This window comes from Chitinimonas viridis, assembly GCF_030409555.1.
Lineage (GTDB): Bacteria > Pseudomonadota > Gammaproteobacteria > Burkholderiales > Chitinimonadaceae > Chitinimonas > Chitinimonas viridis.
In genome coordinates this window covers 775,300-802,086 of record NZ_JAUFPU010000018.1, presented here as the reverse complement: position 1 = coordinate 802,086, position 26,787 = coordinate 775,300, and the positions used below count along the sequence as shown (strand labels likewise).

28 protein-coding genes are annotated in these 26,787 nt (G+C 64.3%); 9 read left to right on the top strand and 19 right to left on the bottom strand.

Annotated features, from left to right (window positions below):
• Positions 1 to 58: 58 nt before the first annotated feature.
• From ruvB to ruvC, 3 genes are all read right to left on the bottom strand, one after another.
• Entirely contained in the window at positions 59 to 1,090 is a 1,032-nt protein-coding gene (gene ruvB, locus QWZ03_RS16640; RefSeq protein WP_284195405.1) for a Holliday junction branch migration DNA helicase RuvB, read from the bottom strand.
• Between the two features lie 104 nt (positions 1,091 to 1,194).
• Complete coding sequence (gene ruvA / locus QWZ03_RS16635; RefSeq protein WP_290333744.1) at positions 1,195 to 1,788, bottom strand: Holliday junction branch migration protein RuvA; 594 nt, start codon at positions 1,786 to 1,788, stop codon at positions 1,195 to 1,197.
• Between the two features lie 58 nt (positions 1,789 to 1,846).
• Positions 1,847 to 2,365, bottom strand: coding sequence for a crossover junction endodeoxyribonuclease RuvC (gene ruvC, locus QWZ03_RS16630; RefSeq protein WP_284195791.1), 519 nt, complete (start codon positions 2,363 to 2,365; stop codon positions 1,847 to 1,849).
• A 74-nt stretch (positions 2,366 to 2,439) separates the two neighbouring features.
• Between ruvC and QWZ03_RS16625 the strand changes: the two genes are divergently transcribed.
• The gene (locus QWZ03_RS16625) at positions 2,440 to 3,867 is read left to right on the top strand and encodes a PAS domain-containing protein (RefSeq protein WP_290333743.1); all 1,428 of its coding nucleotides are present in this window, start codon (positions 2,440 to 2,442) and stop codon (positions 3,865 to 3,867) included.
• A gap of 16 nt (positions 3,868 to 3,883) precedes the next feature.
• On the opposite strand, the gene QWZ03_RS16620 is transcribed toward QWZ03_RS16625, so the two are convergent.
• Positions 3,884 to 4,807, bottom strand: a complete 924-nt coding sequence (locus QWZ03_RS16620; RefSeq protein WP_290333742.1) for a cell envelope integrity TolA family protein — start codon at positions 4,805 to 4,807, stop codon at positions 3,884 to 3,886.
• A gap of 458 nt (positions 4,808 to 5,265) precedes the next feature.
• Here QWZ03_RS16620 and QWZ03_RS16615 point away from each other — a divergent pair, with 458 nt between their 5' ends.
• Both QWZ03_RS16615 and dksA read left to right on the top strand, forming a co-directional pair.
• Positions 5,266 to 5,571: a c-type cytochrome gene (locus QWZ03_RS16615; RefSeq protein ID WP_290333741.1), complete on the top strand. Its 306-nt coding sequence runs from the start codon at positions 5,266 to 5,268 to the stop codon at positions 5,569 to 5,571.
• A gap of 202 nt (positions 5,572 to 5,773) precedes the next feature.
• Positions 5,774 to 6,187: an RNA polymerase-binding protein DksA gene (gene dksA, locus QWZ03_RS16610; protein WP_290333740.1), complete on the top strand. Its 414-nt coding sequence runs from the start codon at positions 5,774 to 5,776 to the stop codon at positions 6,185 to 6,187.
• Positions 6,188 to 6,352: 165 nt separating this feature from the next.
• Here the strand turns inward: dksA and QWZ03_RS16605 are convergent, their stop codons facing one another.
• On the bottom strand, positions 6,353 to 6,559 hold the full coding sequence (locus QWZ03_RS16605) for a hypothetical protein (RefSeq protein ID WP_290333739.1): 207 nt from the start codon (positions 6,557 to 6,559) through the stop codon (positions 6,353 to 6,355).
• A 136-nt stretch (positions 6,560 to 6,695) separates the two neighbouring features.
• On the opposite strand from QWZ03_RS16605, the gene aroG reads away from it, so the two are divergent.
• Both aroG and QWZ03_RS16595 read left to right on the top strand, forming a co-directional pair.
• The gene (aroG, locus tag QWZ03_RS16600; protein WP_290333738.1) at positions 6,696 to 7,754 is read left to right on the top strand and encodes a 3-deoxy-7-phosphoheptulonate synthase AroG; all 1,059 of its coding nucleotides are present in this window, start codon (positions 6,696 to 6,698) and stop codon (positions 7,752 to 7,754) included.
• A gap of 101 nt (positions 7,755 to 7,855) precedes the next feature.
• Positions 7,856 to 8,353, top strand: a complete 498-nt coding sequence (locus QWZ03_RS16595) for a hypothetical protein (protein WP_290333737.1) — start codon at positions 7,856 to 7,858, stop codon at positions 8,351 to 8,353.
• 83 nt (positions 8,354 to 8,436) lie between these two features.
• On the opposite strand, the gene QWZ03_RS16590 is transcribed toward QWZ03_RS16595, so the two are convergent.
• Entirely contained in the window at positions 8,437 to 9,321 is an 885-nt protein-coding gene (locus tag QWZ03_RS16590) for an alpha/beta fold hydrolase (protein ID WP_290333735.1), read from the bottom strand.
• 166 nt (positions 9,322 to 9,487) lie between these two features.
• Between QWZ03_RS16590 and QWZ03_RS16585 the strand changes: the two genes are divergently transcribed.
• The 4 genes from QWZ03_RS16585 (at position 9,488) to QWZ03_RS16570 (ending at position 14,610) form a co-directional block, all read left to right on the top strand.
• Positions 9,488 to 11,878 carry a heavy metal translocating P-type ATPase gene (locus QWZ03_RS16585; protein WP_290333734.1) on the top strand — a complete coding sequence of 797 codons (2,391 nt, stop codon included), beginning with the start codon at positions 9,488 to 9,490 and terminating at the stop codon, positions 11,876 to 11,878.
• A 322-nt stretch (positions 11,879 to 12,200) separates the two neighbouring features.
• On the top strand, positions 12,201 to 12,614 hold the full coding sequence (cueR, locus tag QWZ03_RS16580; protein ID WP_284195394.1) for a Cu(I)-responsive transcriptional regulator: 414 nt from the start codon (positions 12,201 to 12,203) through the stop codon (positions 12,612 to 12,614).
• A 330-nt stretch (positions 12,615 to 12,944) separates the two neighbouring features.
• Entirely contained in the window at positions 12,945 to 13,898 is a 954-nt protein-coding gene (locus tag QWZ03_RS16575; RefSeq protein ID WP_284195393.1) for a LysR family transcriptional regulator, read from the top strand.
• A 127-nt stretch (positions 13,899 to 14,025) separates the two neighbouring features.
• Positions 14,026 to 14,610, top strand: a complete 585-nt coding sequence (locus QWZ03_RS16570) for a hypothetical protein (RefSeq protein WP_290333733.1) — start codon at positions 14,026 to 14,028, stop codon at positions 14,608 to 14,610.
• A gap of 257 nt (positions 14,611 to 14,867) precedes the next feature.
• Here QWZ03_RS16570 and QWZ03_RS16565 read toward each other — a convergent pair whose 3' ends face one another.
• The 13 genes from QWZ03_RS16565 to QWZ03_RS16505 form a co-directional block, all read right to left on the bottom strand.
• Positions 14,868 to 15,335: a type II secretion system protein gene (locus QWZ03_RS16565; RefSeq protein WP_284195391.1), complete on the bottom strand. Its 468-nt coding sequence runs from the start codon at positions 15,333 to 15,335 to the stop codon at positions 14,868 to 14,870.
• The gene (locus QWZ03_RS16560; RefSeq protein ID WP_284195390.1) at positions 15,322 to 15,693 is read right to left on the bottom strand and encodes a type II secretion system protein; all 372 of its coding nucleotides are present in this window, start codon (positions 15,691 to 15,693) and stop codon (positions 15,322 to 15,324) included. The genes QWZ03_RS16565 and QWZ03_RS16560 overlap by 14 nt, the downstream gene beginning before the upstream one ends.
• Before the next feature lie 5 nt (positions 15,694 to 15,698).
• Complete coding sequence (locus QWZ03_RS16555) at positions 15,699 to 16,169, bottom strand: type II secretion system protein (RefSeq protein WP_290333732.1); 471 nt, start codon at positions 16,167 to 16,169, stop codon at positions 15,699 to 15,701.
• On the bottom strand, positions 16,166 to 18,085 hold the full coding sequence (locus QWZ03_RS16550) for a secretin GspD/PilQ domain-containing protein (protein ID WP_284195388.1): 1,920 nt from the start codon (positions 18,083 to 18,085) through the stop codon (positions 16,166 to 16,168). The genes QWZ03_RS16555 and QWZ03_RS16550 overlap by 4 nt, the downstream gene beginning before the upstream one ends.
• On the bottom strand, positions 18,082 to 18,636 hold the full coding sequence (locus QWZ03_RS16545; RefSeq protein WP_290333731.1) for a hypothetical protein: 555 nt from the start codon (positions 18,634 to 18,636) through the stop codon (positions 18,082 to 18,084). Before QWZ03_RS16545 ends, QWZ03_RS16550 begins: the two co-directional genes overlap by 4 nt.
• A complete protein-coding gene (locus tag QWZ03_RS16540; RefSeq protein ID WP_290333730.1) occupies positions 18,633 to 19,340 on the bottom strand; it encodes a hypothetical protein in 708 nt (235 codons plus the stop codon). Before QWZ03_RS16540 ends, QWZ03_RS16545 begins: the two co-directional genes overlap by 4 nt.
• Entirely contained in the window at positions 19,337 to 19,852 is a 516-nt protein-coding gene (locus tag QWZ03_RS16535; protein ID WP_290333729.1) for a hypothetical protein, read from the bottom strand. Before QWZ03_RS16535 ends, QWZ03_RS16540 begins: the two co-directional genes overlap by 4 nt.
• 9 nt (positions 19,853 to 19,861) lie before the next feature.
• Positions 19,862 to 20,662 carry a hypothetical protein gene (locus tag QWZ03_RS16530; protein WP_290333728.1) on the bottom strand — a complete coding sequence of 267 codons (801 nt, stop codon included), beginning with the start codon at positions 20,660 to 20,662 and terminating at the stop codon, positions 19,862 to 19,864.
• On the bottom strand, positions 20,643 to 22,325 hold the full coding sequence (locus QWZ03_RS16525; RefSeq protein WP_284195383.1) for a GspE/PulE family protein: 1,683 nt from the start codon (positions 22,323 to 22,325) through the stop codon (positions 20,643 to 20,645). The genes QWZ03_RS16530 and QWZ03_RS16525 overlap by 20 nt, the downstream gene beginning before the upstream one ends.
• Positions 22,325 to 23,518, bottom strand: a complete 1,194-nt coding sequence (locus QWZ03_RS16520) for a type II secretion system F family protein (RefSeq protein ID WP_290333727.1) — start codon at positions 23,516 to 23,518, stop codon at positions 22,325 to 22,327. The genes QWZ03_RS16525 and QWZ03_RS16520 overlap by 1 nt, the downstream gene beginning before the upstream one ends.
• Position 23,519: 1 nt before the next feature.
• Positions 23,520 to 23,936 carry a type II secretion system major pseudopilin GspG gene (gene gspG / locus QWZ03_RS16515; RefSeq protein WP_284195381.1) on the bottom strand — a complete coding sequence of 139 codons (417 nt, stop codon included), beginning with the start codon at positions 23,934 to 23,936 and terminating at the stop codon, positions 23,520 to 23,522.
• Between the two features lie 157 nt (positions 23,937 to 24,093).
• Complete coding sequence (locus QWZ03_RS16510; protein WP_290333726.1) at positions 24,094 to 24,612, bottom strand: hypothetical protein; 519 nt, start codon at positions 24,610 to 24,612, stop codon at positions 24,094 to 24,096.
• 263 nt (positions 24,613 to 24,875) lie between these two features.
• Positions 24,876 to 26,765 carry a M12 family metallopeptidase gene (locus QWZ03_RS16505; RefSeq protein WP_290333725.1) on the bottom strand — a complete coding sequence of 630 codons (1,890 nt, stop codon included), beginning with the start codon at positions 26,763 to 26,765 and terminating at the stop codon, positions 24,876 to 24,878.
• Between the last annotated feature and the right edge of the window lie 22 nt (positions 26,766 to 26,787).

The window sequence follows — 26,787 nt, the reverse complement described above, 5'->3', positions numbered from 1 at the left end:
CTTAAAACCGCGACACGCTGCCGCCCGGCAGCGCAGGGAGGCATGGCGTGTCGAAGAACTATTGGCCGGCCGGCTTGAGCCCGAAGTGTTCATAGGCCAGCAGGGTGGCCATGCGGCCACGCGGTGTGCGTTGCAACAGACCCTGCTGGATCAGGTACGGTTCCAGCACATCTTCTATGGTATCGGCTGCTTCGCCTATGGCGGCGGCCACATTGTCCAATCCTACCGGCCCGCCACCAAACTTCTCAATCACGGCAGACAGCAGCTTGCGGTCCATCACATCAAGGCCGGCATGGTCCACATCCAGCATGGACAGTGCGGCGTCTGCCACCGTGCGGCTGACGCGGCCATCGTGCTTGACCTCGGCAAAGTCGCGCACCCGCCGCAGCAGGCGGTTGGCAATACGGGGGGTGCCGCGCGAGCGGCGTGCCACCTCGTAAGCGCCCTCGTCATCGATCTCCATGTTCAGCAGGCTGGCAGAGCGATTGACGATACGGGTCAGCTCGGCCGGGGTATAGAACTCCAGCCGCGCCACAATGCCGAAACGGTCGCGCAGCGGATTGGTCAGCATGCCGGCGCGGGTGGTGGCGCCCACCAGGGTGAAGGGCGGCAGGTCCAGCTTGACCGATCGAGCGGCCGGGCCCTCGCCTATCATGATGTCGAGCTGGAAATCCTCCAGTGCCGGGTAGAGGATTTCCTCCACCACCGGGCTCAGCCGGTGGATTTCGTCGATGAACAGCACATCATGCGGTTCCAGATTGGTCAGCATGGCCGCCAGGTCGCCCGCCCGTTCCAGCACCGGGCCGGAGGTTTGGCGCAGGTTGACGCCCAGCTCCCGGGCGATGATGTTGGCCAGGGTGGTCTTGCCCAGGCCGGGTGGGCCGAACAGCAGCACATGGTCCAGCGCCTCGGCCCGCCGCTTGGCGGCCTCGATAAAGATCTCCAGCTGGCCGCGGGCTTTTTCCTGGCCCACGTATTCGTCCAGCAGCTTGGGCCGTAGGGCGCGCTCCAGCGCTTCCTCCTGGCTGGACTGCCGCACCGGGGTGACGATGCGCTCGGGTGCGCTGCTGAGATTGTCGGACTGGATCATGGTCGCCGTACTTTATTCCATGGTAATAGAGAACGATCGTACACTAACTGGCCTGGCGGGATAATCCCCGGCGGGGGCAATCGGCATATTTACCGTCTACCGCGTCAGACCTTGGCCAGCGACTTCAGCGCCTGTCGTATGCCATCGTTGACGCTGACATCTTCGGGCAGCGCCTTGATGGCGGTATTGGCCTCTTTCTCGTTGTATCCCAGCGCCAGCAGGGCATTCACCACATCATCGCGGGTGCTGGCAGGCGGTGCAAACAGGCCGCTGGCGTGCGCCTGCAGCGCCGTGGTGCCGGCCAGCTTGCCGCGCAGTTCCAGTACCAGCCGCTCGGCTGTCTTCTTGCCTATGCCGGGCACCTTGGCCAGGCGGCCGGCATCCTCGCGTTCCACCGTGGCGGCCAGCTCGTCTGCTGTCATGCCCGAGAGCACGGCCAGGGCAATCTTGGGGCCGATGCCACTGACCTTGATCAACTGCCGGAAAGTCTCGCGCTCGGCCCGGCTGGCAAAGCCGAACAGCAGCTGGGCATCCTCGCGCACCACGAAATGGGTGTAGAGCGAGGCGGTTTCGCCTGCATGCGGCAAGACATAGAGAGTGGACATGGGCACATCCACCTCGTAACCCACGCCGCCGACATCCAGCAGCACTTGCGGGGGGTGTTTTTCCAATAGCTTGCCGGTGAGTTTGCCTATCATGCTGGGGCTTTCCGTGGGGTTGGTGCGGGATGGGGCCGCGAGTCATCAGGGTAGGGCGTCAGATACTGACCCAGCGGCCACGCCGCGACTTCATGCCGATATTGGCGAGGCCGCCGGTGGCGTGGTTGGCGTGCGCCAGGGCGCAGGCCAGGGCGTCGGCGGCATCCGACTGGGGTTCCCCGCTGAGGCTGAGCAGCCGTTGCACCATATGGCTAACCTGCTCCTTGGCGGCATGGCCGTTGCCGACCACGGCCTGCTTTACCTGCAGGGCGGTGTACTCTGCCACCGGCAGGTTGGCCAGTACCAGGGCCGAGATGGCGGCGCCACGGGCCTGCCCCAGCAGCAGGGTGGATTGAGGATTCACATTGACGAACACCTGCTCAATGGCGGATTGTTGCGGCTGATAGCGCTGGCAGACCTCGCTGATGCCTTCCAGCAGTACCTTGAGCCGTGCCGGCAGGCTGCCCTCGCCGCTGCGTATGCAGCCGCTGGCCACGTAGACGCGTGTCTGGCCCACAGCGTCGATGACGCCAAAGCCGGTGGTACGCAGTCCGGGATCTATGCCAAGTATACGGATGGGAGTGCCCTTGCAGGTTGCAGTGCTATGCTGGCAATTATATCGTCCGCCCCCCACAAATTCGGTTTGATATCGTGCTCGTTCGGAAATACTTTCCCAGCAACCCCAGCCTGAATGCGGAAGCCATGATAGATGGCTACAAGCAGGGGGGGGCGATCCTGTCTGGTTTGAAGGTGGTGGCCTTTGCCATGACGCTGAGCCGCGATGCCCTGCTGTACCTGTCGCAGTCGGCCACCGATCTATACGGCGAGCAGGTTAACCTGCTGGCCCAGCACCCCAATTTCTGGTTGGAAGCCATCCACCCCGAAGACCAGCCGGCAGTGTGGCTGGGCATGGACAAGCTGCGCGAGAGCGGCAGCAATGAAGTCGAGTTCACCTACCGTCTGATGGCCAGTGATGGCGATACCTGCTGGGTACTGCACCGTTGCAGGGTAGCCACCAACGAGGCAGGCGTGCCGGTGCGCATCGACTGCCTGGTCACACCCTGCAAGCCGCCTGCGGTGCTGCAGGCGGTGCCGCACGAGATAGGCAATGCAGTTTTCGTGGCGGCCGGCGACCCCTTGCTGGTGCGCGACGCACAGACCCTGGACATACTCGATGCCAATGCCGCCACCCTGGCCATATTGCGTTGCAGCCGGGGAGAGCTGCTACGGCAGAGGCTGGTGGACTTCTCGGCCACCACCGAGGGCTACGACGCCCGCGCCGAGGCCGCCTATCTGGATGCCGTCCGCCATGGCAGGCCACAGCGCTACGACTGGCTGCTGGCCCCGCGCGAGGGGCCAGCCTGCTGGGTGGAGGCCATGACCACCAGCCTGCGCCACGCCGGGCGTGACTGCCTGCTGACCATCATGCGCGATACCGATCACCGGCATCGCGAGCGGGAGCGCCACACTCTGGCCAGCGAGGTGGTGGAGCGCAGCCGCGAGGTGATTGCCTGGGCCGACCCGGCCGGGCAGCTGCAGAATCTCAATGCCGCCGGCCGTGAATGGCTGGGCATCGGTAATGAGGGGCTGCACGGGCTGTTCATGACCGACCTGCTGCCGCCCTGGGCACAGCCGCACTTCCTGCACACCTGTCTGCCGCTGGCGACCAAGGATGGCGCCTGGCGCGGCGAGATGGCCTTGGTGAGCCGTGACGGTCGCAACCTGCCGGTGATGCTGACCATGCTGGCGCACAAGCAGGGCGGCGCCCTCAAGGGTTACAGCCTGATCGCCCAGGACATTGCACCGTGGAAGCTCAAGGAGCAACGCTTCAAGCGTGAAAAAGAAGAGCTGGAGAGCGACAAGCTGCTGAAGGAAAAGCTGCTGGAGAATGTCAGCGCCGGACTGATGCCCTCGCTGGATCAACTACGCCAGATTGTGCAGATATTGGAACGCAATCCGGCTGACGCCGAGCGTGCGTTGCCGCATCTGAAGCGTGCCGTCGAACAGGCACGCAGACTGGTGGATGCCACCTCTGAATTCCTCAAGGCCGGCGCCCAGCGCGACTTGCCGCCGCGCTGAACGCACGTCGGGCGGCCTACCCCCCGGTAGGTTCCTCGGCCGTCATGGCGTTATCACCGCGTGAGAAGGTCCACGAGCGGGTGATGGACAGAATGTCGGCAGGCGCGCCCTGGCGATCCAGTATGCCGCGCGGCAAGCCTGGGAACGGAGCAGAACGGGCCAGGATGCGGGCAGCGGCTTTCTGCAGTGCCGGATCATTGTTGCAGGTGCGGCAGTTGTCGAAGGTGACATTGCGCAGGCTGCCGTCGCGGTTGATCTCCACCGTGACCAACAGGCGGCCGTACAGGCGCTTACCCCCGGCACTGGTGGGGAAGTTCTCGTTGCCCACCCGTTCCACCACCGTACGCCAGTCATCCACGTAACGGGCCTCGGCCACCGCCTTGGAGCGGCCGGCCACGTAGGCCATGCGGGGGCGCGACTGGTAGGCGGCGATCTCGCGGGCAATCTCGCCTTCGCGGCGGGCGATCTCGCTGGCCTGCTTGTTCAGTGCCTCGGTTTCCTGCTTGCTGGTGGACGGCACCGGGCTGGGGCGCAATACCGCCTCGGCGCTCAGACTATGTGCCATCTGGGCCTGCGCCAGCAATTTGCGCAGGCGTTCTTCCTGCTCCTGCTGCTGGCGGGTGGCATGCACCAGCTCATTGCTGGGCTGCAGCACCTGCTGGGCCGGCAAGGGCGTCTTGATGCGGCGATTGGCCTCATCAGTATTGCCGCCGCCATCCAGGTTGGCCTGCGCCAGCACATCGGCCTTGGCCGGTGCATTTTTGGAGCGTGCATTGACCAGCACGATCTCCAGCGGCGCGCGGTTGAACAGCGTACGCGGATCGGGCGGGGTGAAATGGACCAGGCCGATTACAACAACATGGGCCAGCAGGGAGAACCCCACTGTCATGGAGAACAGTCGGTTATTGGGCTGGTCAGGATTCAGGGTATCAACATGCATCGGGAATAGTTTACTGGCCGGTCAAGCTGCGCGGCAGTGTAGCACAGCATATTCCACTGTCCTGAGAGCCTGTGATGAACGCAGGTCATGGCTGGGTGATGACGGGCAGTGCAGGCGCCAGGGTAGCCCTGGCGCTAAGCCTTATTTGCAGCCTGAACCAGCGGGCTCTCCCCTTGATTGAGTCCACACCCCCCGCCCTCGCCTCCGCAAGGGAGCCTCGCTGTCGCTCGTTGCCGAGCTTGTGATGAACGCAGGTCATGGCTGGGTGCCATCGGTTATCGGTCGGGTCTGCCGCAACGCTGGCTGGCCTCCTTGATCTGCCTCAATTGCATCGTGTTGCGCAGGGGGCTAAGATCATTGACCAAGTCAGACCAAAAACAACAGGTCGCCCTGGAAACAGCGGGCCTGGATAGCTGTCATACCGTATTGCAGGACGAACACCTCGTCAGGAGACATTGATGAAACTGCTGCTCGCCGCCCTCGTGGCCGGCACTGCCCTGGCCGCCCAGGCTGCTCCCGATGGCGCCGCCATTGCCGCCAAGAACAACTGCATGGCCTGCCACCAGGTAGCCACCAAGGTCGTAGGCCCCTCCTACAAGGATGTGGCTGCCAAGTACCGTGGTGACAAGGCTGCCGAAGCCAAGCTGATCGCCAAGATCAAGAAGGGTGGCGTAGGCGTGTGGGGGCAGATACCGATGCCGCCGCAACAGATCGCCGACGCCGATCTGAAGGTGATCGTGAAGTGGGTGTTGAGCCAGAAATAAGGTAACAAAGCCGGCCCTGGTCGGCTTTGTGTCTTTACAGGGACAGCATCGTGGCCTGTTTAGCCGCAATATTCACGGTCCTGTTCCGATGATGATGGTTGCAAGGCGCCTGACACACCGTTAAGCTCGCGCCCCGCAACTTTGGAGCATCGCCGCCTAACCTGGGCGGTGTGTCCGTCAACCAGCGTGGAGAAGCACCACCATGGCCAAGAAACTGACCGAGGAAGATATCCTCAACTGGCAGGGCGACGATTATATGAACGAGGATCACCTCGCGTTCTTCCGTCAACGCCTGCTCGATATGAAGGCCGAGTTGCTCGCCAATGCCACTGCCACCAGCCAGCACCTGCAAGAGCAGGAAGCGACACCTGATCCGGCTGACCGCGCTACCCTCGAAGAGGAATATGCGCTGGAGCTGCGTACGCGTGACCGTGAGCGCAAGCTGCTGATGAAAATCGAATCCACCGTCAAGAAGATAGACGATGGCGATTACGGCTACTGTGACGATACCGGCGAACCGATAGGCCTGGCCCGTCTGCTGGCCCGTCCTACCGCTTCGCTGACGGTAGAGGCGCAGGAGCGGCGTGAACGGCTCAAGAAGCAATACGCCGACTGAGCCCGCAACAGCCCAAGACGAAACCGCCGCTTGAAACCGGCGGTTTTGTTTTTTAGAGCGGCTAACAAAACCCTTCTGGCGTTGTTGTGCGAGCTTGCCGTACCTACTACTGCCGTCGCTCGCACGCCTAGCCAGAAACGCCACGCTGGGTTTTGGTAGCCGCTCTTAGCTCAGCTTGCGCACTGCAGTCCGGCGCATCGCATACAGGGCCAGCGAGGCAAGCAGTAATAGGCCAGCCTGCAGGGTCAGGCGCCAGGCTATCTCGGGGCGGCCGTCACCACCGTACTGCCACCAGCGCCACAGGGTGCCGATCAGGCTGTAGCCGGCCAGCAAGGCCACGCCAGCCAGCAGCCATGCAAGTAGCCTGCTCAAGCAAGGTCGATGGATCTTCAAGGTCGGCTCCCGTATATGCGTGGCCGCTATCGTGGCCATCGAACAAAGTTATTTGCGCCGCAGCAGGGCTGTCGATAACCTAGGCAGTCCCCGAATCCAACCGCAAGCGCCCGCCATGCTGTTCCAAACCGACGACGTACGCATCAAGGAAATCAAGGAATTGCTCCCGCCCATCGCGGCACTGGAAAAGTACCCGGTGACCGAGGTGGCGACGACCACGACCTTCCAGGCCCGCCAGGCCATACACCGTATCCTGACTGGCGAGGATGATCGCCTGTTGGTGGTAGTGGGCCCCTGCTCGATACACGACCCGGAGGCCGCGCTCGATTATGGCCGACGCCTGCTGGCGATACACGAGGAACTGGCGCGCGATCTGTTGATCGTCATGCGTGTCTACTTTGAGAAGCCGCGTACCACGGTAGGCTGGAAGGGACTGATCAACGACCCGCACCTGGATGGCAGCTTCGATATCAACAACGGCCTGCGCATTGCCCGCAAGCTATTGCTGGATCTGAACGACATGGGGGTGCCAGCCTCCACCGAATTCCTCGACATGATCACGCCGCAGTATTTTGCCGACCTGATCAGCTGGGGCGCCATCGGTGCCCGCACCACCGAGTCGCAGGTTCACCGTGAGCTGGCATCGGGCCTGAGCTGCCCGGTGGGCTTCAAGAACGGTACGGACGGCAATCTCAAGATCGCCATCGACGCTATCCGCTCGGCCAGCGTGCCGCACCATTTCCTGTCGGTGACCAAGTTCGGCCATTCCGCCATCGTCGCCACTGGCGGCAACCCGGATTGCCACGTCATCCTGCGCGGCGGCAAGACCCCCAACTACTCGGCCGAGCATGTGGCGGGCGCCGTCAACGACCTGGCGGCAGCCGGCCTGCCGGAAAAAGTCATGGTGGACTTCAGCCATGCCAACAGCAGCAAGGATTACCGCAAGCAGATCACGGTGGCCGACGATGTGGCCGGCCAGATAGCCGCTGGCAACCACGCGGTGTTTGGCGTGATGATAGAAAGCCACATCAACGAAGGCCGCCAGGATCTGGTGGAAGGCCAGCAGTTGAAATACGGCTGCAGCATTACCGATGCCTGCCTGGGTTGGGACGACAGCGTGGCCGTGCTGAAGAAGCTGGCCGCTGCCGTCAGCGAGCGTCGCAACAAGCGCTGATACCGGCCCCTGCCCAAAGGCAAGAACGCCGCTCCCAGCGGCGTTTTTTTATGGGCGGCAGCGTGCTAGCCTTGGAGCCTGTTTCCAATAGGTTCGCTAGCATGCTCTCCACCACCCATCTGGTTTGCGCCCCCGACGATCTTGGCACCCCCACGGTCGTGACCGAATGGCTGGTGGCCATAGGCGCCGATATTCCGGCCGACACCCCGCTGGTGCGGTTGGCCGTGGCTGGCGAGACCCATATGGTGCTGACACCCATGGCCGGCGTGCTGATCGAGCACTGCGTTGCCATAGGCGAGCCGCTGGCGCCCAATGACCTGCTGGCCATGATAGAGGCCGAGGAACCCTCCTTCGGTATCAGCCTGCTGCCGGCCGACGAGATGGACGACAACCTGTCGGTGCCGGCCTGCCGCCTGGGCCGCGCCCTGCCGCCCGTCAGCAACTACGACGACGATGCCCTGCTGCTGTGTGCCGAGTTGGGCGTGGCGCCCGATGAGGTGATCTGCAGCGGCGATAGCCTGAGCCGACAGGATGTGGTGTGCCATGTCCGCAGGCAGTTGCGCACCCTGGCCAGCGTCCAGCAGTTGCTGGGCGAATAGCTGCTTCTAGCCTGGTCTGCAATCAGCCCAGCATCCTCAGCAAGCCGCCTGCCCGTGGCACAAGCGGCCATGCCTCAGGTTTTTCAGCTTTTTCCCAGCAGGTAGGCGCGCGTCAAATCGGCCGCCTGTGCCGGGTCCTCCTGCATAAAGCAATGGCCACCACGGGTCTGCATGACTTCGACCTGGGGGTTGAGCCGTTGCCAGCGCTGGGCCGAGACCGGCACGAAGGGGTAGGTCTGGTCGCCGTGGATCAGCCGCACGGGGGTGTTGCTGGCACATAGCGAGGGCCATAGCTGCTGCGGGGCCGAACCGAAGATGGTGGATTCCAGGCTGGCAGGTGTGCACAGGCCGACACCCTCGGCAACTGGGGCCATGGCGTGGGCCACATAGGCGGCCATGGCGGCCTCGGTCCAGCCCCGGAAGATGCCACGGCCGCTGAGTGCTGCCTGCGCCGCAGCGGCACTGGGCCAGACCCGGCGGCGCTTGCGCGACAGCCTGGCCAGCGGGGTGTGGTGTGCCAGCCCCAGGGATTCTGCTGCCCGCAGCAGCCGGTTCATCCAGGGGGTGAAGATCACCGGGTCCAGCAGCACGGCACGCTGGAACAGGCCGGGCCGCTCTGCCAGCGATAGTGCCGTCAGCACGCCGCCAAAGCTGTGGCCCAGGGCGTAGCGCGGCAGCCCGGCATCCCACAGCGACTGGTGCGCCATGAAGGCGTCCAGCGCCAGACTGGCATTGCGGTTCCAGCCCAGAAAGCGATCACCGGCATCGCTGCGGCCATGGCCGGGCAGATCACACAGCCATAGGTCGAAATCCACCGCCAGCAGCGCCAGCATGGGCTCATAGGTGCGGCCGCTGAAGCCATTGCCATGCAGGAAGTGCAGCACAGGCTTGCCCGATGGCGGGGTATGCCAGCCGCGCAGGGTAAGGCCGTTGGAGTCGGTGTATTGCCAGGGCTGCCAATCCATCATTGCTATTAATCAAGGGGTCGCGGGAGCCGGATGATAGCGGCTCGCCTGCGCGGCGCACAGCGCGGGCGACTGGCGGCAGCCAAGCCGTGCACAAGGTGCTTGACCTTGCCATGATAGGAAGGTTCAGACTGCGGTCATCACAGTATCCATGACGAGGCATAACACCATGCAAAGCGAAACAAAGGAGCAAAACAGTCAGCTGACCGTGCCGGTGGCCGGTATGACCTGTGCAAGTTGCGTTAGCCGAGTGGAGAAAGTGCTGGCACGGCTACCTGGTGTGCAGGCAGCCAGCGTCAACCTGGCTAGCGAATCGGCCACGCTCACGGCGGGGCCCGAGCTGACGCTTGCCATGGTGCGAAGTGCCATCGCCCAGGCGGGTTTCAGCGTGCCGCAGCAGACTCTGACCCTGGCCATAGGCGGGATGAGCTGTGCCAGCTGCGTAGGGCGGGTGGAGAAGGTCCTGGCGCGGGAGCCCGGCGTGCGCGAAGTCAGCGTCAATCTGGCGACCGAGCAGGCTACGCTGCTGGTGGATCAAGGGGTGGATAGTGCCAGCCTGATGGCTGCCGTGGCGCGCGCCGGTTACAGCGCCAGCCTGCACCAGGAGGGCAAGGACAGCCCACGGCCTGCGCTGCCAGCCTGGTGGCCGGTGGCCGTATCGGGTGCGCTGTCGCTGCCCCTGGTGTTGCCCATGCTGGCCGAGCTGGCAGGTGGCCATTGGATGCTGCCGGGCTGGCTGCAGCTGCTGCTGGCCACCCCGGTGCAGTTCTGGCTGGGCGCTCGCTTCTACCGCGCCGGCTACCTGGCCTTGCGGGCGGGGAGCGGCAATATGGATCTGCTGGTCGCCCTGGGTACCAGTGCGGCCTATGGCTTGAGTGTCTACCTCTTGCTACGGCATGGCGAGCACGGCATGCCCCACCTCTACTTTGAAGCCTCTGCCGTGGTGATCAGCCTGGTGCTGCTGGGCAAGTGGCTGGAAGCCCGGGCCAAGCGCCAGACCAGCGAGGCCATTCGTGCCCTGCAGGCCCTGCGACCGGCCACCGCAAGGCGCCGCCGTGACGGGCGGGATGAGGATGTGCCCATCGCCCTGATTACCGTGGGTGACCTGGTGGTAGTGCGCCCCGGTGAGCGGGTGCCGGTGGATGGCGAGGTGGTGGAAGGCAGCAGCCAGCTGGACGAGGCACTGCTGACCGGTGAGAGCCTGCCGGTGCCCAAAGGGCCGGGCGAGCGGGTAACCGGCGGTGCCATCAATGGCGATGGCCTCTTGCTGGTCCGTACCGTGGCCATCGGGGCGGAGACCACCCTGGCCCGTATCATCCGGCTGGTGGAACATGCCCAGGCGGCCAAGGCGCCGATACAGCGTCTGGTGGACCAGGTCAGCGCGGTATTCGTGCCGGTGGTGCTGGTCATCGCCTTGCTTACGCTGCTGGCCTGGTGGCTGCTGGCTGGCCAACTGGAACCCGCCATCATCAATGCGGTGGCCGTGCTGGTGATTGCCTGCCCCTGTGCCCTGGGGCTGGCCACGCCCACCGCCATTATGGCGGGCACTGGAGTGGCGGCAAGGCACGGCATACTGATCAAGGACGCCGAAGCGCTCGAAACAGCCCATCGCATCAGTGCAGTGGCGTTTGACAAGACCGGCACCCTGACCGAGGGCAAGCCGCGCCTGCTGGCCATAGCCGGCAATGGTGTAAGCGACGCTACCCTGCTGGCACTGGCGGCCGGGCTGCAGGCGGGTAGCGAGCATCCGCTGGCCCATGCCGTGGTCGGGGCGGCACAGCAGGCTAGTGTTGCCGCGCTACCGGCTAGCAAGCTGCAGGCCCTGCCGGGGCGTGGCATACAGGGCGAGATCGACGGGGCGGGATACCTGCTGGGCACCGCCCGCCTGATGCAGGAGCAAGGCATTGCCCTGGCGGGCCTGGCTGAGCAGGCTGCTGCGCTGGAGCAACAGGGCCGCACCTTGTCCTGGCTGGCTCGGGTGGGCGAGCCCTCGGTGCTGGGCCTGCTGGCCTTTGGCGATGCGGTCAAGCCCGGCGCGGCAGCGGCACTGGCCAGGCTACAGGCCATGGGGGTGCAGACCATCATGCTGACGGGCGACAACCAAGGCGCCGCCGCCCAGGTGGCTGCCGAGCTGGGGCTGAGCCAGTTCCAGGCCGGTATCCTGCCGGCAGACAAGGCCCAGGCCCTGCTGGCGCTCAAGGCCGAAGGCCATGTGGTGGCCATGGTGGGCGACGGTATCAATGATGCACCGGCACTGGCGGCAGCCGATGTCGGCATCGCCATGGGCAGCGGCACCGATGTGGCCATGCATGCAGCCGGCATCACCTTGATGCGGGGTGATCTGGCCCGGGTGGCCGACGCCATTGCCATCTCCCGCCGTAGCTATGCCAAGATCCGGCAGAACCTGTTCTGGGCCTTCTGCTACAACGTGGTGGGCATTCCGCTGGCCGCCATGGGGCTGCTCAACCCTGTGGTAGCAGGGGCAGCCATGGCGTTCTCCAGCGTCAGTGTGGTGGCCAATGCCCTGTTGCTGCGCCGTTGGCAGCCGGGGGGACGATAATGTTACGTACGCTTAAGAGCCTGTTCAAAGTCTTTTCGCCGCGTCGCTGGTCTGGAAAACGGCCAGGCACAAGGCGTGGTGCGCAGGCAATAACAAGTTATTGCCAAGCGCCACAACGCAGTGAATGGCCGTTTTCCAGATCAGCCCTTCGGGTTCGCAGCCTTGCCGGCGAATGGCGGCGTTGCAAGCCGCTGACGGTACCCGTACCGCTGCGCGGCTTGCGCCTTGCCCTTCATCCGGCAAGGTTGCGAACGACACGGCGAAAAGACTTTGAACAGGCTCTAAAGGCTTGTCCGCAGCGACACCGCCAGGTAAGCACGCCATGAATATCGGAGAAGCCGCCCGCGCCAGCGGGGTCAGTGCCAAGATGATCAGGCACTACGAAGGCATAGGCCTGCTGGCAGCCAGCCACCGCAGTCAGTCGGGCTACCGCCAGTACGGCCAGCGCGATATCCACCTGCTGCGCTTTATCCGCCGCGCCCGCGACCTGGGCTTCTCGCTGGAGCAGATCAGCGTGCTGCTATCACTATGGCAAGACAAGCAGCGCGAAAGCGCAGCGGTCAAGCAACTGGCCGAAAGCCATATCGCCGAACTGGATGCGCGCATCGCCGCGCTGAGCGAGATGCGGGCCACCCTACAGACCCTGGCCCAGGCCTGCTGCGGCGACCACCGGCCAGACTGCCCGATACTGGAGGGACTGGCGACTGCGCGCGATCAAGGGAGCGCTGCGGTCTGAGCTGCCGCAATCGTTGGCACCGGGGGAGCCCGGCCGCATCCGCCCGGCCTGCCCATTCAATTTGCGCACCCGTAACGGCAGTCTTCCCGGTAATACTCACACTCTAACCTGGCTGAGGATAGGCCAAGCGCTTGAAACAAAGGCGGAATGCGGGTTGCAGCGCAAGCGGGCAGGAGGGGAAGCTGTCTAGACAGCAACTCGCTTCCTGCTACTTGGCGGCGTACAACCGACCAGCGGTCATTTAGCGTTATGACGGAATGATATTATATAAGCCCTTATTAATACCGGTATCTAACCGCCTGTTGCAGCTCCCGGCGGCGCCCAAAAATCATGAATGATTACAGCGAGCTTCAGTCCATACGCATGTTTGTGGCGATCGCCGAGGCCGGCAGTTTTTCCGGCGCGGCCAAGCAACTGGACTTGAGCACGGCGGCGATGTCGCAGCGCCTGAAGCAGCTGGAGGGACGACTGGGCGTGCGGCTGCTGGACCGCAATGCGCGCGGTATCAAGCTGACCGAAGAGGGTGAATTGCTACTGGTACGGGGACAGGAGCTGCTGCGCGAATTCGACCGCCTGATGGACGACGTGCGCGGCAGCAGCGGCCGCATTGCTGGGGCGCTGCGCATCCATGGCCCACTGGGTTTTGGCCGGCGCTACCTGGCGCCCATCGTGGCGGCCTTCCATGCCCAGCACCCCGAGCTCGATATCTCGCTGATCCTGAGCGACCGTTTCTCGGTCAACCGCAACGAGCGCTTCGACCTGGTGCTGCACATAGGCGAGCTACCCGACTCCGACTGGGTAGCCTACCCCATTGCCCCCAACCGGCGCGTACTGTGCGCCTCGCCCGAATACCTGGCCCTCCACGGCTACCCCCAAACACCAGAAGACCTGCGCCGGCACCAGTGCCTGGTACTGCGCGAGAACGACGAAGACACCACCCTGTGGTCCTTCCACCAGAACGGTGAAAAGACCAACGTGCGCATCAGCGAGGCACTCAGCGTCAACGATGGCGATGTACTGCGACAATGGGCCCTGGCCGGCAAGGGCCTGATGTTGCGCTCGGAATGGCATGTGGCCGACGACCTGGCTGCTGGCACGCTGCAACGGGTACTGCCCGATTGGCAGGTGGCCGACGCCGACGTGGTCGCCCTGGTCCCCCACCGCAACGGCATGCCCATGCGCCTGCGGGCCTTTCTCAACTTCCTGCAGGACCACTTCCGCCCAACACCACCCTGGCGGATGGCACCGGCGGCTGTTGAGGATAGGGTGGCGGAGTTGGCGTAGCGTCTCTGGCAGCCGAGTGGTTAAACAGTGGCGTTTGTATTCATGACGCCACTGGCTGATTGACTGTGCTGACGTCAGGGGGCGCCTGCAGTAACATGATGAATATGTTCATGTTAAGGTGAATTCCATGTCGCATTCCTATGCTACCAAAACCTACATAGTAGATACCAATTCTATCCCTGCTTCATTTCCCACGCTTGAGGCGTTCGAGGATTTTAAGTCCTCTGTTGGAGCAATAAAGCATGGAGAAGCGCTTTGCAGCGTCTCTGGCGACACAAGGGGTGGGTGGGCTATCTATGCGACAAAAGCACTTCTCGAGCATGGGGACTTCCCCGCTATCGCGTTCCTTGGTGATGCCAGCAGCTGTCAATACAGTTTTGAAGGCGAGTATGGAGATATAACGAGAATTACCATCGTCAATCCAACGCAGCAGGCGCAAGTGATTGCTGATTTTGAGCGATTAATTTCTGATTTGATCAAAAACCCAGATGTTGCCTATGACATAGGGGATTTGAATGTTTATTCCGATGGTGATGTGGAGGCTGCGCTGGAGCGTGACTATGTATCGTCATCTCCTGCATTTGATAAAAATGTGAAAGGGGAAGACGGTGAAAGTGCCGATTATCTTTTTGTTTTCCTCCGGAGTATTCTTGAGGTGTTTAAGAATGCAAAATCACTTGGGCAAAGCGTTGTTCATGTGCTCTATATCTGAGTAGTTCTGTGTTTAGCGCTGCTAACGAACCCCTTATGGCGTGTTTGTGCAAGCTTGCCGTACCCGCGTACTGTCAGCATTTCCACGCCTAGCCAGAACTAGCTTCGCTGGGTTTTGTTAGCGGCTCTTTGAGCCTGTTCCAAGTCTTTTCGTCGCGTCGCTGACGTTCCCCTGAATTCGCTAGCGTTCGATTGTAGAGTCCGGTGGGACTTCAGGGAGTGGCTGCGCCACACATATTTCTGGTCGCGCCAACCAACCTAGTTCTTGGCCTGCCCGCTAGGCTGGAACAGGAACTGCCAGTCTGCTATCCGCTCCGCCTTCTCGAATTCCTTGTAGCGCAGGGCAAAGCCCCGGCGCATCAGGGGTGGGCGGTCGGAGGGGCTATGGACGCCGACGATGCCTTCGTCTTCGCGCCGTATCAGTTGCATGGGCTGGCCGCTGACCGGGTCGGCATAGGCGCGGCGCAGGTGGCGTACCGGTTCGCTGGCGCGGGGGTCTTGCAGCAGGTCTTCCACCGAGCGCGGCAGGCTGCCGTCGCTGCCGGGCAGGGCGGCATAGCTGGCGATGGCGCGGCGGTAGGCGTCGCCCACCTGCAGCAGGGTGCGTTCGCGCTGGCGATCTGCCTGGGTGCTGGCCACCTCGATGGCGCGGCCCATGATAAGGCCCAACACCACCAGCACGCCCATCAGCCAGAGATAGGCCGAGCCCCGCTCACCAGCTGCCATAGTCGCGTCCGTCGCTGCCCCGGCCGCTGGCGCCACTGCGGACATCACCGACATTGCCTTGGCTGCCGGGCGGCGGTGGTTCTACCCGCCAGGTATCGTTGCGCTCGGTCAGGGGGTCGACCGGGATGCTGCGCAGATAGCGGGCGCTGACCAGCTCTTCCAGATCATTTGGGTAGCGGCCACGGTCGGCATGGAACTGGTCCAGTACCTTGCGCATGGTGTGCAGGTCATCCTGCAGCACGGTCTCCTTGGCGCGGTCCACACTGCCCAGGTAGCGCGGCGCCACGATGCTGAGCAGGGTGGCGACGATGGCCATGGCGATCATCAGTTCCAGCAGGGTAAAGCCGCGATGGCGCATGGGGGTCACCATAGTCGGTAGGGTTGGCCATCCAGCGCCGTGCCGGGGTTGAGGCTGTAGACATCGTACACGTCGGCGCCGGCCCTGGGGGCCTCGGCTGGCGAGGCGTAGCTGCGCAGGCCCCAGGTGGTCTCGGGGGGCGCGGTCTGGTCGGGGAAGAAGGGGTCGCGCGGGATGCGGCGCAGGAAGTACAGCTTCTGGGCATCTGGCGAGGAGATATCCGATACCCCGTCCACCAGCACCCGCAGGTTGGCCGGATAGCCGCTGCTGCCCACGGTCTTTTCCAGCCGGCCTTCATCGTAGGCGCGCTTGTACTCGTCGATGGCATTGCGCAGCGACCACAGCGCCTGCCGCAGATTCTGCTCGCGGCTGCGCTGGGCCTGCAACTGGGCCAACGGTAGCGCTGCGCCGGCCAGGATGGCCAGCAGGGTCAGGGTGACCAGCAGCTCTATCAGGGTAAAGCCACGTTGTTTCATTTCGGGTTCTGCGGCGGGACCGGTAGCGGTGGCGGCGGCACCGGGTCAACCTGCGGTGGTGGCACCGGCTCTACCTGTGGCTGCGGTGCGGGCGGGGGCGCCAGCGGCTGGCTGCCCTCGGCCGGGATGCTGATCTGGCTGTTGCCGTCCGGCAGGCGCAGGGTTTCGCTGCCCACATGGTCTTCCGTGCCGCTGGTGAACTCGGTCTGGCTGGCGTCGGGCACGGCCAGGTTGCGCAGTATCCGTGGGGTGATCAGCAGTACCAGCTCGGACTTGGTGCGTTGCCGCTTCTCCGACGAGAACAGCTTGCCCAGCATGGGCAGCTGGCCCAGGCCCGGCAGGCGCGAGGCCGATTCCAGTTCTTCCTGTTTGATCAGGCCGGCCAGCACCTGGGTCTCGCCATCACGCAGGCGCAGGGCGGTGCTGGTGGTGCGGGTGCCGATCTGATAGGTCAGGAGGCCGGTCTTGCTGGGCACTTCCTTGACGATATTGCTGACTTCCAGGTTCAGGCGTATGCCCACCTCGTCATCCTGGAACACCTGCGGTTCCACATCGAGCTTGAGGCCCACGTCCAGATAGGCCACCGATTCGGCCACCGAGCCCGAGGTGGGATTGGTGGTGGTGGTGATCACCGGCACGCGGTCGCCGATATGGATCTTGGCCTTCTCGCGGTTGCGTACCCGTATGCGTGGGTTGGCGAGGGTATCGGTGGTGCCGTCGGTGTGCTTGAGGTTAAGCAGCAGGGCCGGATCGCCTATGCCCAACTTGAGGCCATCGCGGCCCAGGTTCTTCAGCTCGCCCAGGCTGAGGCTGCTGCCGTCAAAGGCCTTGGGCAGCGACAGCGACAGCTGGTCGGGGAACTGCACGCCCAGCTGGGCCAGGCGCTCGCTGCCGATTTCCATCACTTCCACTTCCAGCATGACCTCGGCCTCGGCCAGGTCATGGGCAGCCACCAGCTTCTCGGCCACGCCTATGGCCTCGGGGGTGTCGCGCATCACCAGCAGGTTGAGTTTGTCGTCGGTGTAGATGTCGCGGGTCTTGACGATGGTCTTGATCAGCGCGGCGGCCGCCTTGGCCTCGATATTGTTGAGGTAGAAGGTCTTGACGTTGAGGCCTTCCAGGTCTTTCTGGCGATTGGGCGTGGCCGGGTAGATCAGCACGGTACGGTCGTTCAGCACCCGCTTGGCCAGTTGCTGGCTGGTCAGCAGCACATTGAGGGTCTCGTCCAGCGGGGTGTCGCGGGCCAGGATGGTGGCCTGGCCGTCCAGCTTGAGATCGCGGTCGAACACGAAATTGACGCCGGTGCTCTGGCTCAGCATGTCGAAGATGCTTTGCAGCGGCGCGTTGCGGAATTCCATGGTGACGGGGGCGCGCAGTGGCGAGTTGGCCGATATCGGCGCCATGTCGGCCTTGTTGCGGGCCTTGTCCAGCTCGGCCAGGCGCTTGCGGGCGCCCAGGTGGCGGGGCGATTCGGCCAGTACCTGCTTGAGCAGGGCGCGGGCCTGGGTGGTCTGGCCAGCCTGCTGGGCCGCTATGGCCTGCTCCACCAGGCTGTTGTGCGCCAGCTCGCGGTCCAGCGCCAGCCGCATGTCGGCTGCGCGCGGGTTGCCCGGCTGTATCCGTAGCACGGTCTCTATCCTTGCCTGGGCCTCGCTGTAGCGCTGGTTGATACGCAGGGATTCGGCCTCGCGCAGGGTGCGCTCGACGATGGCATCGCGCTGGCGCAGCCAGTAGCGGCGGAACTCCTGGTTGCCGGGCTCCTGCTTCACCAGTTCTTCCAGCGCCAGCAGGGCTTCTTCGCTGCGGTTCTCACCCAGCATCTGGCGGGCTTGGTCGAAGCGTTGCTGGGGCTGGCTGGCACAGGCAACCAGGGTCAGCAACATCAGGCCGGTCAGGCCAGGGCGTATCAGATTCATGGCGTAAGGCCCACGGTGTGTTGTTCGCTGGTGGCGAGATGGGTGAAAACAAGCTGGCCGGCCGTCAGGCTGTCCAGCCGCCAGCCACCGGGCAAGGTATCGCCAGGGCGGGCTATCAGGGGGCTGCCCTGATTATCGAGATAGATATCCAGCTTGCCGCCTTTCTCCAGCTTGCCCAGGTAGCGATAGGGCGGTGCCAGGGGCGGCGGTGGCGGCGGGGGAGCGACGACAGCGGCCGGTTCGGTCACGGCGGCTTCGGCCGGGGGCGTGGCCTTGGGCTTGCTGGAGCCAAAGGGATCGGCCACCACGCCTTGCAGCGAGCCGGTGTCGCGCTGCATGGCGCTCTGCCAGCTTTCGCCATTAGCGGGCGCTGTAGTGGCGTCTGGCGGCAGCACTGGGGTGGACGAAGCGACATTTGGGTCGCTGATGCTGACAGTCGGCCCTGCCGGCGTCAGGTCGTCTTCATCGCCGCCCATCTGGGTAGACCAGACGGACAGGCCGACCACGACCACCAGGGCCAGACCCATGGCCTGCTTGCGGTTCAGGCTCATGGCCGGGCTCCCGCAGGAGGTGGCATGGGCGCGGCGGGCGGTGTCGGTGCTGCCGGTACCGATGCGGCGGCGGCTGCAGGTGCAGGTGCAGGTGCCGTAGCTGGGGCAGGGGTCGGCACTGCGGCAGGTGTTGCGGTGCCGGCCACGGCGGGTAGGCTGGCTGGCAGCGGCACGTCCACGCCTGCCGGTGTGGCTTCGCGATAGTAGTAGCTGAGCTTGAGCTGGGCCGTGACCACATCACTCTTGGGGTCGCGCTCGAAGCGGACTTCATCGAGCACCGCATTGGGCGCGTCGCCCAGCGCGCGGTTGAGGAACAGCCGCAGCGACGGGTAATCGCCATCCAGCGGCAGGTTCACCTGGTAGCGCCGCAGCGCCAGGCCGTTGACGGTCTGCAGCTGGTAGTACGATTCATTGATAGCCAGGTCCGCTGCCTCGGCGGCCACGTCCAGCGCCGCCAGTTGGTCGGGTAGCTGCTCCAGCGGTGGGAAGCGGGCATAGAAGTCGTTGATGCGGCGAGGCTTGGCTGGCGCGGACAGTGTCTGCGTCTGCTGCGCTAGGCGCAGCTTGGCCTGGGTCTCGGTCAACTGGGTGGCGGCAGGCTGCACCTGCACCAGCCAGAATACGGCGGCACCCAGCAGCAGCCACACGCCCAGGCGACCCGAGGTGCCCAGCAGCATCCAGATATAACGTGGCCAGACCATCATGGTGCACCCACCGCTTCTTGGCCGGCATCCCAGCGGGCCTGCACCACAAAGCGCAGCGCCTCGCTCTCGGCATCCCAGTGCTGTTGCAGCAGGTAGACGTCGGTTACCCCGCCCTGGCGGCGCAGCGCACGCAGGTATTCATACAGTGATTCGGCATCGCTGGCTTCACCGCCCAATTGCACCGAGGCCTTGTCGCCAGCCTGCGGCAAGATCTGGCCCAGGCGCACGCCAGGGACATTGATCTGCTCCAGCCGCTGGAACAGCATGGTCCAGGGCCGGCGGAACTGCCGGGCCAGGCGGTCGGCCGCAACCAGGGCCGTGGCCTCGGTATCGGTTTCGACGCTGGCGGGTGGGGCCTGCAACTGCCATAGCTGGCCTTCCAGTTGCTGTTGCACCTGCTGGGTCTGGCTCATGCGCCAGCTGGCCAGCAGCAGGCAGGCCAAGCCCGCGGTGAGCAGCAGCAAACCGAAAACACTGAAATGGCGACGCGTCGCCACGAAATCCAATTGCATGCGTCCCATTCAAACACCTGTGCACAGGGCCCATTCGGGGTCCCTGCGCGGATCATAGCCACGTTGTGCCGGCAGCCGCAGCCAGGTGGCGGACAGCCTGCCCAGGTCCGGCCGCTGGAACAGCGGGGCAGCAATGTAGACGGGGCTGTTGAGCGCGTCCAGGGTGGCGCTGGCCTGGGTAATCAGGCTAGGCAGGCGGCGCTCCCAGGGCTCGGGCAGTACCCGGTTGTAAAGACTGGCCCACTGGCCACGCTGCAGTTGCAGCAGCGCCAGCCGGCGTGGTTCCACCACGGCCAGCAGGGCATCCTGGGGCAGCTTGTCGGCCAGCCGGTTGAACAGCGAGACCAGCACCGGCTCCATGGAAACCAGCCGGTAGCGTTGCTGCTGTGCCAGTTCGCGCAGGGCGGCCAGCCAGCGGCCATCCAGCGCACTGGCAACCCGGGCGCTGCCGGGCTTGAACGGGGACAGGGTGATTTCCCAGCCGGCGCTGGCGGCGCCGTACTGTTCGGCAAACAGGGCCTGGGCCATGGCCTGTGCAACGGTTTCGTCGCTCAGGGCATTCTGCCAGGGCAGGATGGCGAAGCGCACCCAGGCGCTGGACAGCCGGACTTCCAGCCGGCGGGCACGGCGTTCGCCCAGCCACTGGGCCAGCAGGTCAAGCTGCGGCAGGCCGTCCTGCAGCCGCAGGGGTAGGCGCAGTTCGGCTGCGCGACGGCGTTGCCAGCCATGTTGCTCGACGGCAAGCAGGGAATCGGCGCCGAGGAACAGCACCACCCTATCGGGGCGCAGTTCAGCGAACGAAGGTAACACGGTTGATTTCCTGCAAAGTGGTCGCGCCCTGGGCCACGGCGGCCAGGGCGATCTGACGCAAGGGCCGGCTGCCGGCCTTGCGGGCGGCGGCCTTGATCTCGCTCATGGGGGCGCGGCTTAATATCAGCTCGCGCAGGGTGTCGTTCAGTTGCAGCACTTCGGCAATGGCAATCCGGCCCTGATAGCCGGATTGACGGCACGCCGGGCAGCCACGGCCGATACGGAACTGGAAGCGGGGCAGCCAGGATGCCTGAATGCCAGAGGCGATCAGCAGGTCCGATGGCGGCCGATAGGGCACGCTGCAGTGGCTGCAGATGCGCCGCACCAGGCGTTGGCCCAGCACGCCGTTGAGGGCGGAAACCAGGCTGTAGGGGTCTACTTCCATGTGCAGGAAGCGGCTGATCACGTCGAACACGCTGTTGGCGTGCACGGTGGAGAGTACCAGGTGGCCGGTCAGCGCCGCCTGCACGGCGATCTGGGCAGTTTCCGGGTCGCGGATTTCGCCCACCATGATGCGGTCGGGATCGTGCCGCAGGATGGAGCGCAGGCCACGGGCGAAGGTCAGGCCCTTCTTCTCGTTCACCGGTATCTGCAGCACGCCGGGCAACTGGTATTCCACCGGGTCTTCGATGGTGATGAGCTTTTCCTCGCTGCTGTTCACCTCGGCCAGCGCGGCATACAGGGTGGTGGTCTTGCCCGAGCCGGTCGGGCCGGTGACCAGCAGCATGCCGTAGGGCTCGCGGGCCAGGCTCAGTATGGTGCTGCAGGTGGCGGCGTCCAGCCCCAGGCTGGCCAGGCTGAGGCCATTGATCTGCTGAGTGACGGCCTGCTTGTCCAGCACCCGCAAGACCGCGTCCTCACCGTGCATGCTGGGCATGATGGAGACGCGGAAATCCACTTCCCGCTCCAGGATAAAGGCCTTGAAGCGGCCATCCTGGGGTACCCGGCGCTCGGCGATGTCGAGTTCGCTGATGATTTTGATACGCGAGATGGCCTGTTCGGCCAGCTCCTGGCCATTGACCCGGCTGGCGGCGTGCAGCACACCGTCTATACGGTATTTGACGCACAGCCCATCAGGCTCGCTCTCGATATGGATGTCGCTGGCGCCGCTCTTGAGGGCATCGTAGAGGGTGGAGTTGACCAGCCTGACGGCGGCGCTGGATTCCTCGGCGATGGTGGCCAGGGTGATGACTTCCACCACCTCGCCGCGCTTCTTGCCCTCGGTTTGCGGCAGCAGGCCATCGATGGCGCGGCGGCCTTCCTCCAGGGCGCCCAGGCGCTCGCGCAGGGCTTCGTCATCGCACAGCGCCAACTGGTAGGCCCCATCCAGCTTGTGTTCCAGCCAGTGCAGCAGGCCGGCCTGTAGCGGGTCGGCCACGATGGCGATGGTGCGGTCCTTGTGCTTGATGGGCAGGCACAGCCGGGCCGAGGCTTCGCTGAAGGGCAGGCGGGTGAAATCGGGGCTGAGGTCGGCCAGCTTCTGGGTGGGCACCAGCGGGATCCGCAAGGTCGACGACAAGGCGGCCAGCACGGCCTCCTTGCTGGACTGCGATTGCGCGGCCAGGGCCGTCAGCAGGTGCAGGCCACCGGTCTCCGCCTCCACGCGGGCGCGGGCCAGCTGTTCGGCGCTGAGCTTGCGTTCCAGGGTATTGGGCGTGGCCATTACTGCATGCCTCCCGCCAGATCGAAGATGGGCAGGTACATCAGCAGTACGATCATGCCAATAAAGCCGCCCATCAGCAGCATCAGTATGGGTTCTACCAGCTTGGCGGCGGTATCGACAAAGCGGCTCAGCTCTTCATCATGGAAGGCGGCGGTACGCTCCAGCATCTCGCCCAGCTGGCCGGTGCGCTCACCCACCTGCAAGAGCCGCAGGGCGATGGCTGTGGTGAGGCCGGCGCGTGACAGCGTCTCGGCCAGCGGCTGGCCCTGGCGCAAAGCCTGTATGGCCTGGCGCAGCGGCGGCCGCAGGGCCGGGTGGAGCAGATCGGTTACCCGCTCGAAGGCGGTGACCAGCGGTATGCCGCCCTGCAGCAGCATGCCGGTGGCGCGGTAGAAGCGAGCCAGTTGGAACAGCCGCAGGCGGGCGCCCAGGCCAGGGCTGCGCCAGGCCAGATCGGCCAGTTTGGCGCGGCTGGCCGGTTGCATCAGCAGGGCCACGCTACCGGCGATGGTGGCAAACAGCACGCCGGCCGCCATGGCACGGTGCTCGGCCAGGAAGCCGCCGAAACCCAGCAGCAGGCGCGACATCAGCGGCAGCTCACCCTGCATGCCGTCGTAGATCTGGGAGAACTTGGGCACCAAGTAGCCAACCAGGAACAGACACACGCCACCGCCGGCGAACAGCAGCATGGCAGGGTAGGTGGCGGCACTGATCAGGCGCTTGCGCAGCGCGTCTATCTGCTGCTGGTAGGCGATATAGCGGCCCAGCGCACGATCCAGGTCGCCCGTGGTCTCGCTGGCACGCACGCTGGCCACCAACAGTTCAGGGAACAGGGCCGGCTTGGCGGCCAGGGCGGCCGACAGCGATTGGCCCTGGTGCAGGGCATCGCGCACCTCAACCAGTATCTGCTGGGTGCCGGGGCGGGTCTCTTTTTCGGCCAGGGTCGCGATGGCTTCGCTCAGCCCCAGGCCGGCAGACAAGAGGGCGGCCAGTTCCTGGGCAAACAGCAGCAGGTCGAACTTGACCTTGGCGGCGCCTTTCGAGGCGCCAAAGCCGGCCGGACGCAGGGTCAGCGGCGTCAGCCCGCGCGCACTCAGCTGCGCCCTGGCCTCGGTATCCGAGGCCGCTTCAAGGCGAAGGCTGACGACGCGCCGCTCGCTATCGAGCGCGCTGACCAGGTACGACCGGCTCATTTCAATTGCTCAGATCCGCGTCTTCGGCGGCGCCACCAGGGCGACCATCACGGCCTAATGATAGTACTTCGAACTCGCGGCCGTTGCTGCCGGGTATACGGTACTGGTAGGCATTGCCCCAGGGGTCGGGTGGGGCGGCTTTCTTCAGGTAGGGGCCGCGCCAGGTGCTGACGCCCGAAGGGGGCTGGGTCAGCGCGGCCAGGCCTTGCTCGTTGCGGGGGAAGTGCCCGTTATCAAGCCGGTAGGCCTCTACCGCCTTGCTGATGGCGTCTATCTGCGAGCGGGCCGTGGTGATCTCGGACTTGCCCAGGTTCTTGAACAGATTGGGACCGACCACGCCGACCAGCAGGCCGATGATGACGAGGGCGATCAGCAGTTCGAGCAGGGTAAAGCCCCGGCTTGAGCGAAAAAGAGGCATGGCAGCAAAAACCTATGATTAATAAGAGATTATGCCATCCGTGTATGCGTTGCGCATTAAGCAAATACTAACATTGCATTCGACTGTGGTAATCCTTACCCAACCGATGGCTTGGCAACGCATCTACACGACAGACGGCATGGTGATACAGCTGGCATCAGGGCAGGGCCAGATCCAGTTGCAGGGTCAGCGGCGCCTCAATGCGCTTTTCTTCCAGGCAATAGCCCTTGATATCGTCGGTACGGCAGTCTGGGCCTGGTTTGCCCTGGTTCTGCAAGCGATAGCGCTGGGCCGTGACCTGGGCCTTGAGGCGGCCATCGGCAGCGGTGAGGAACTCGATACGGCCTTCACCACGCTCGCTGTTTTCCAGGTGTATGGCAATCATGCCCTTGGCGGTGGGATGGTAAATATCACCAAAGCGGAAATGCTGGGCCAGCTGTGCCGGGGTGTAGGGCGCTTTCAGCTCAGGGCCGAAGGACAGGTAGACCTCCTGCTTGCCGACATTGACCAGCAGCGCCCGGTAGTCCGGCGTGCCATCGCAGCGCTGGTTGGCAGGGCATTGCCAGCTGCTGCTGTTGCTTTGTATCAGCAGCGGGGTGGTGGCTGCCATGGGCTGTTGGCAACCGGCAGCCAACAGCAGGCTACCGGCCATGAGCAGATGCAGTGCGTGAGACATGTTGCGCTCCTTGTGAGCATTTCCGGAAACCGCAGTTCTGTGGTCAGACCACGGCGGGGAAACCGAGGTTTCCGGAAGCGCCCTGTTTGGGGGTAAAAAAGGGCCGCCACGGCGGCCCAGGGTACTCCCAGGGGAAATAGGGGGTGCTGCCTGTCGGACAGTATAGGGTAGCGGGGCCGGCGCTGGTCTTGTTGCCCTGCCATGTGGCAGGGCTGTACCGGCTTGCGGCAGGCGCGCTGCATGACAGCGCGCCCACTTGCACCTTACAGTGGTGACAGCAACCAGGTGGCTGCGCCGCTGGACAGCTTCACTGCCGCGCCATCGTTCTCGCTGGCAGCAGACAGCGGCAGGTTGGCACCGCGTGACACCAGCTGGTAGCCGCTACCGCTGGCGCGGGGGCAGAACTGCTGGTTGGCGCCGCCGTGCACCGGCCAGACGATCACTTCGCTACCTGCCAGGGTGGCGCCGTTGGCGACATCCAGGGCCAGGCCGGTTGCGGCGCTGGCGATCACGTAGTAACCCTCGGCGTTGCGGGTGAGCTTCCAGCGTTGCTGGCCGGCATCGGGCCACAGCATCATCGGGGCGTTCTGCACATCACCGGCCGGTACCAGCGACTTGCGCTGGCTGCTGCTGGTGATCTGGTACTGGCGGTTGACGTCCAGCACGGTTTCGCAGGCAGGCTTGGGCGTGGTGCCGCCGCCGCCATCACCGCCGCCGACTTCAGTCCAGTACACCTTCAGCCAGTTACTGTAGACGAACGGGGTCTGCGGGCTGCAACGGACGGGTTCGCAGTAGCTGCCCCAGATCCAGTAGGTGGTGGAGACCTTGCCGTCGATCATCACGGTCATGCTGTAGGTCTTGCCGCCGAAGCTCACCTGGTTGCCGGTGGTGTACTTGGCTGCGCGGTCATACGGCTTGGCCGTGCTGGTACCGCCGCCACCGCCGCCGGTGGTGTCCTTGGCTACGGTGACCTTGACGCTGGCCGTGACTTCCTTGCCCGAGGCCGCAATGGCGCGAAGGGTGATGGTGGCCACGCCCGAGGCCTTGGCCACCGGGGTGATGGTCACGGTGCGCTGGCTACCGGTACCGGCCTGCACCACCACACCTGCCGGGGCGACCACGGCGCTGTTGTCGCTGCGGATATCAAAGCGCAGCGACTTCAGGTCGGCATCGCTGCCGGCCAGAGTCAGGCTGAACTGGCCGCTCTTGTCCTGCATGAAGCTGACCGAGCTGGTGCTGGTGGTCATGGTCAGCGGCACATTGCCGTTCACGGCCGGGTAGAACTTGTTGATGGCGGTGATATCGGCCGCACTCAACTGGTTACGCTGGCCCATACGGCTGGGGTCGACCTTGGGGTCCAGCGGAACGATGGTGGGCTTGCCGTTCTTGGAGAAGGCCCAGTTCGGGTAGTGCATCACCGAGTCGATATCGTAGCCACCAGCCGGGTTGACCTGGTCGGCGCGCAGCTTGGTGAACTGGCTGGCCATGCCGTCCTGGATGTTTTCTTCCACCACACGCACATAGTTGTCGCGGTCAGGACGCATCTGTTCGTGCATCCAGCCCAGGGCGTGCATGATTTCGTGGGCGACGGTACCGCTACGCTCACAGCCATCACCGATGGAGATGGGTTGTTCCTTGCCTATCATGCCGACATAGGACCAGCAGCCGCCGTCAGACACGAACTTGACGTAGTTGGTCTCGCTGCTGCGCGGAACGAAGCGGATATTGGTGTTGTCGCTGATCAGCTTCATGCCGACGGCAATCGCATCCCGCTTCGCCTTGCTCAGCGAGGGATCGAACGTGTACGGCATGGTGTTGTTGGTCCAGCTGGTGGCGGACTTGTAATGGTTGTCCTTGGCCACGACGCGGCCGGAATCCAGCTTGTCGCCAGGGGCCTTGGGCAGGTCCAGCTTGGGCAGGTTGATGCCGTTGGTCTGCACATCCTTGTGCATGCCCAGCATGATGTCGCCCAGCATGGCGCGGCCATCGATGACCATATAGGTCATGTTCTGGTCGGTGCCACGGATCTTGGCGGTTGCGGTTTCGATGCGGCGCGGGGTGTCCAGCTCAGGGGTGGTGCCGACATCGGCCCAGACAGTGCTGCCCATCATCGCGATGGCGGTGGCCAACAGGGCCAGTTGCGGTTTCTTCATCTGTTATTCCTTGGATACTGCG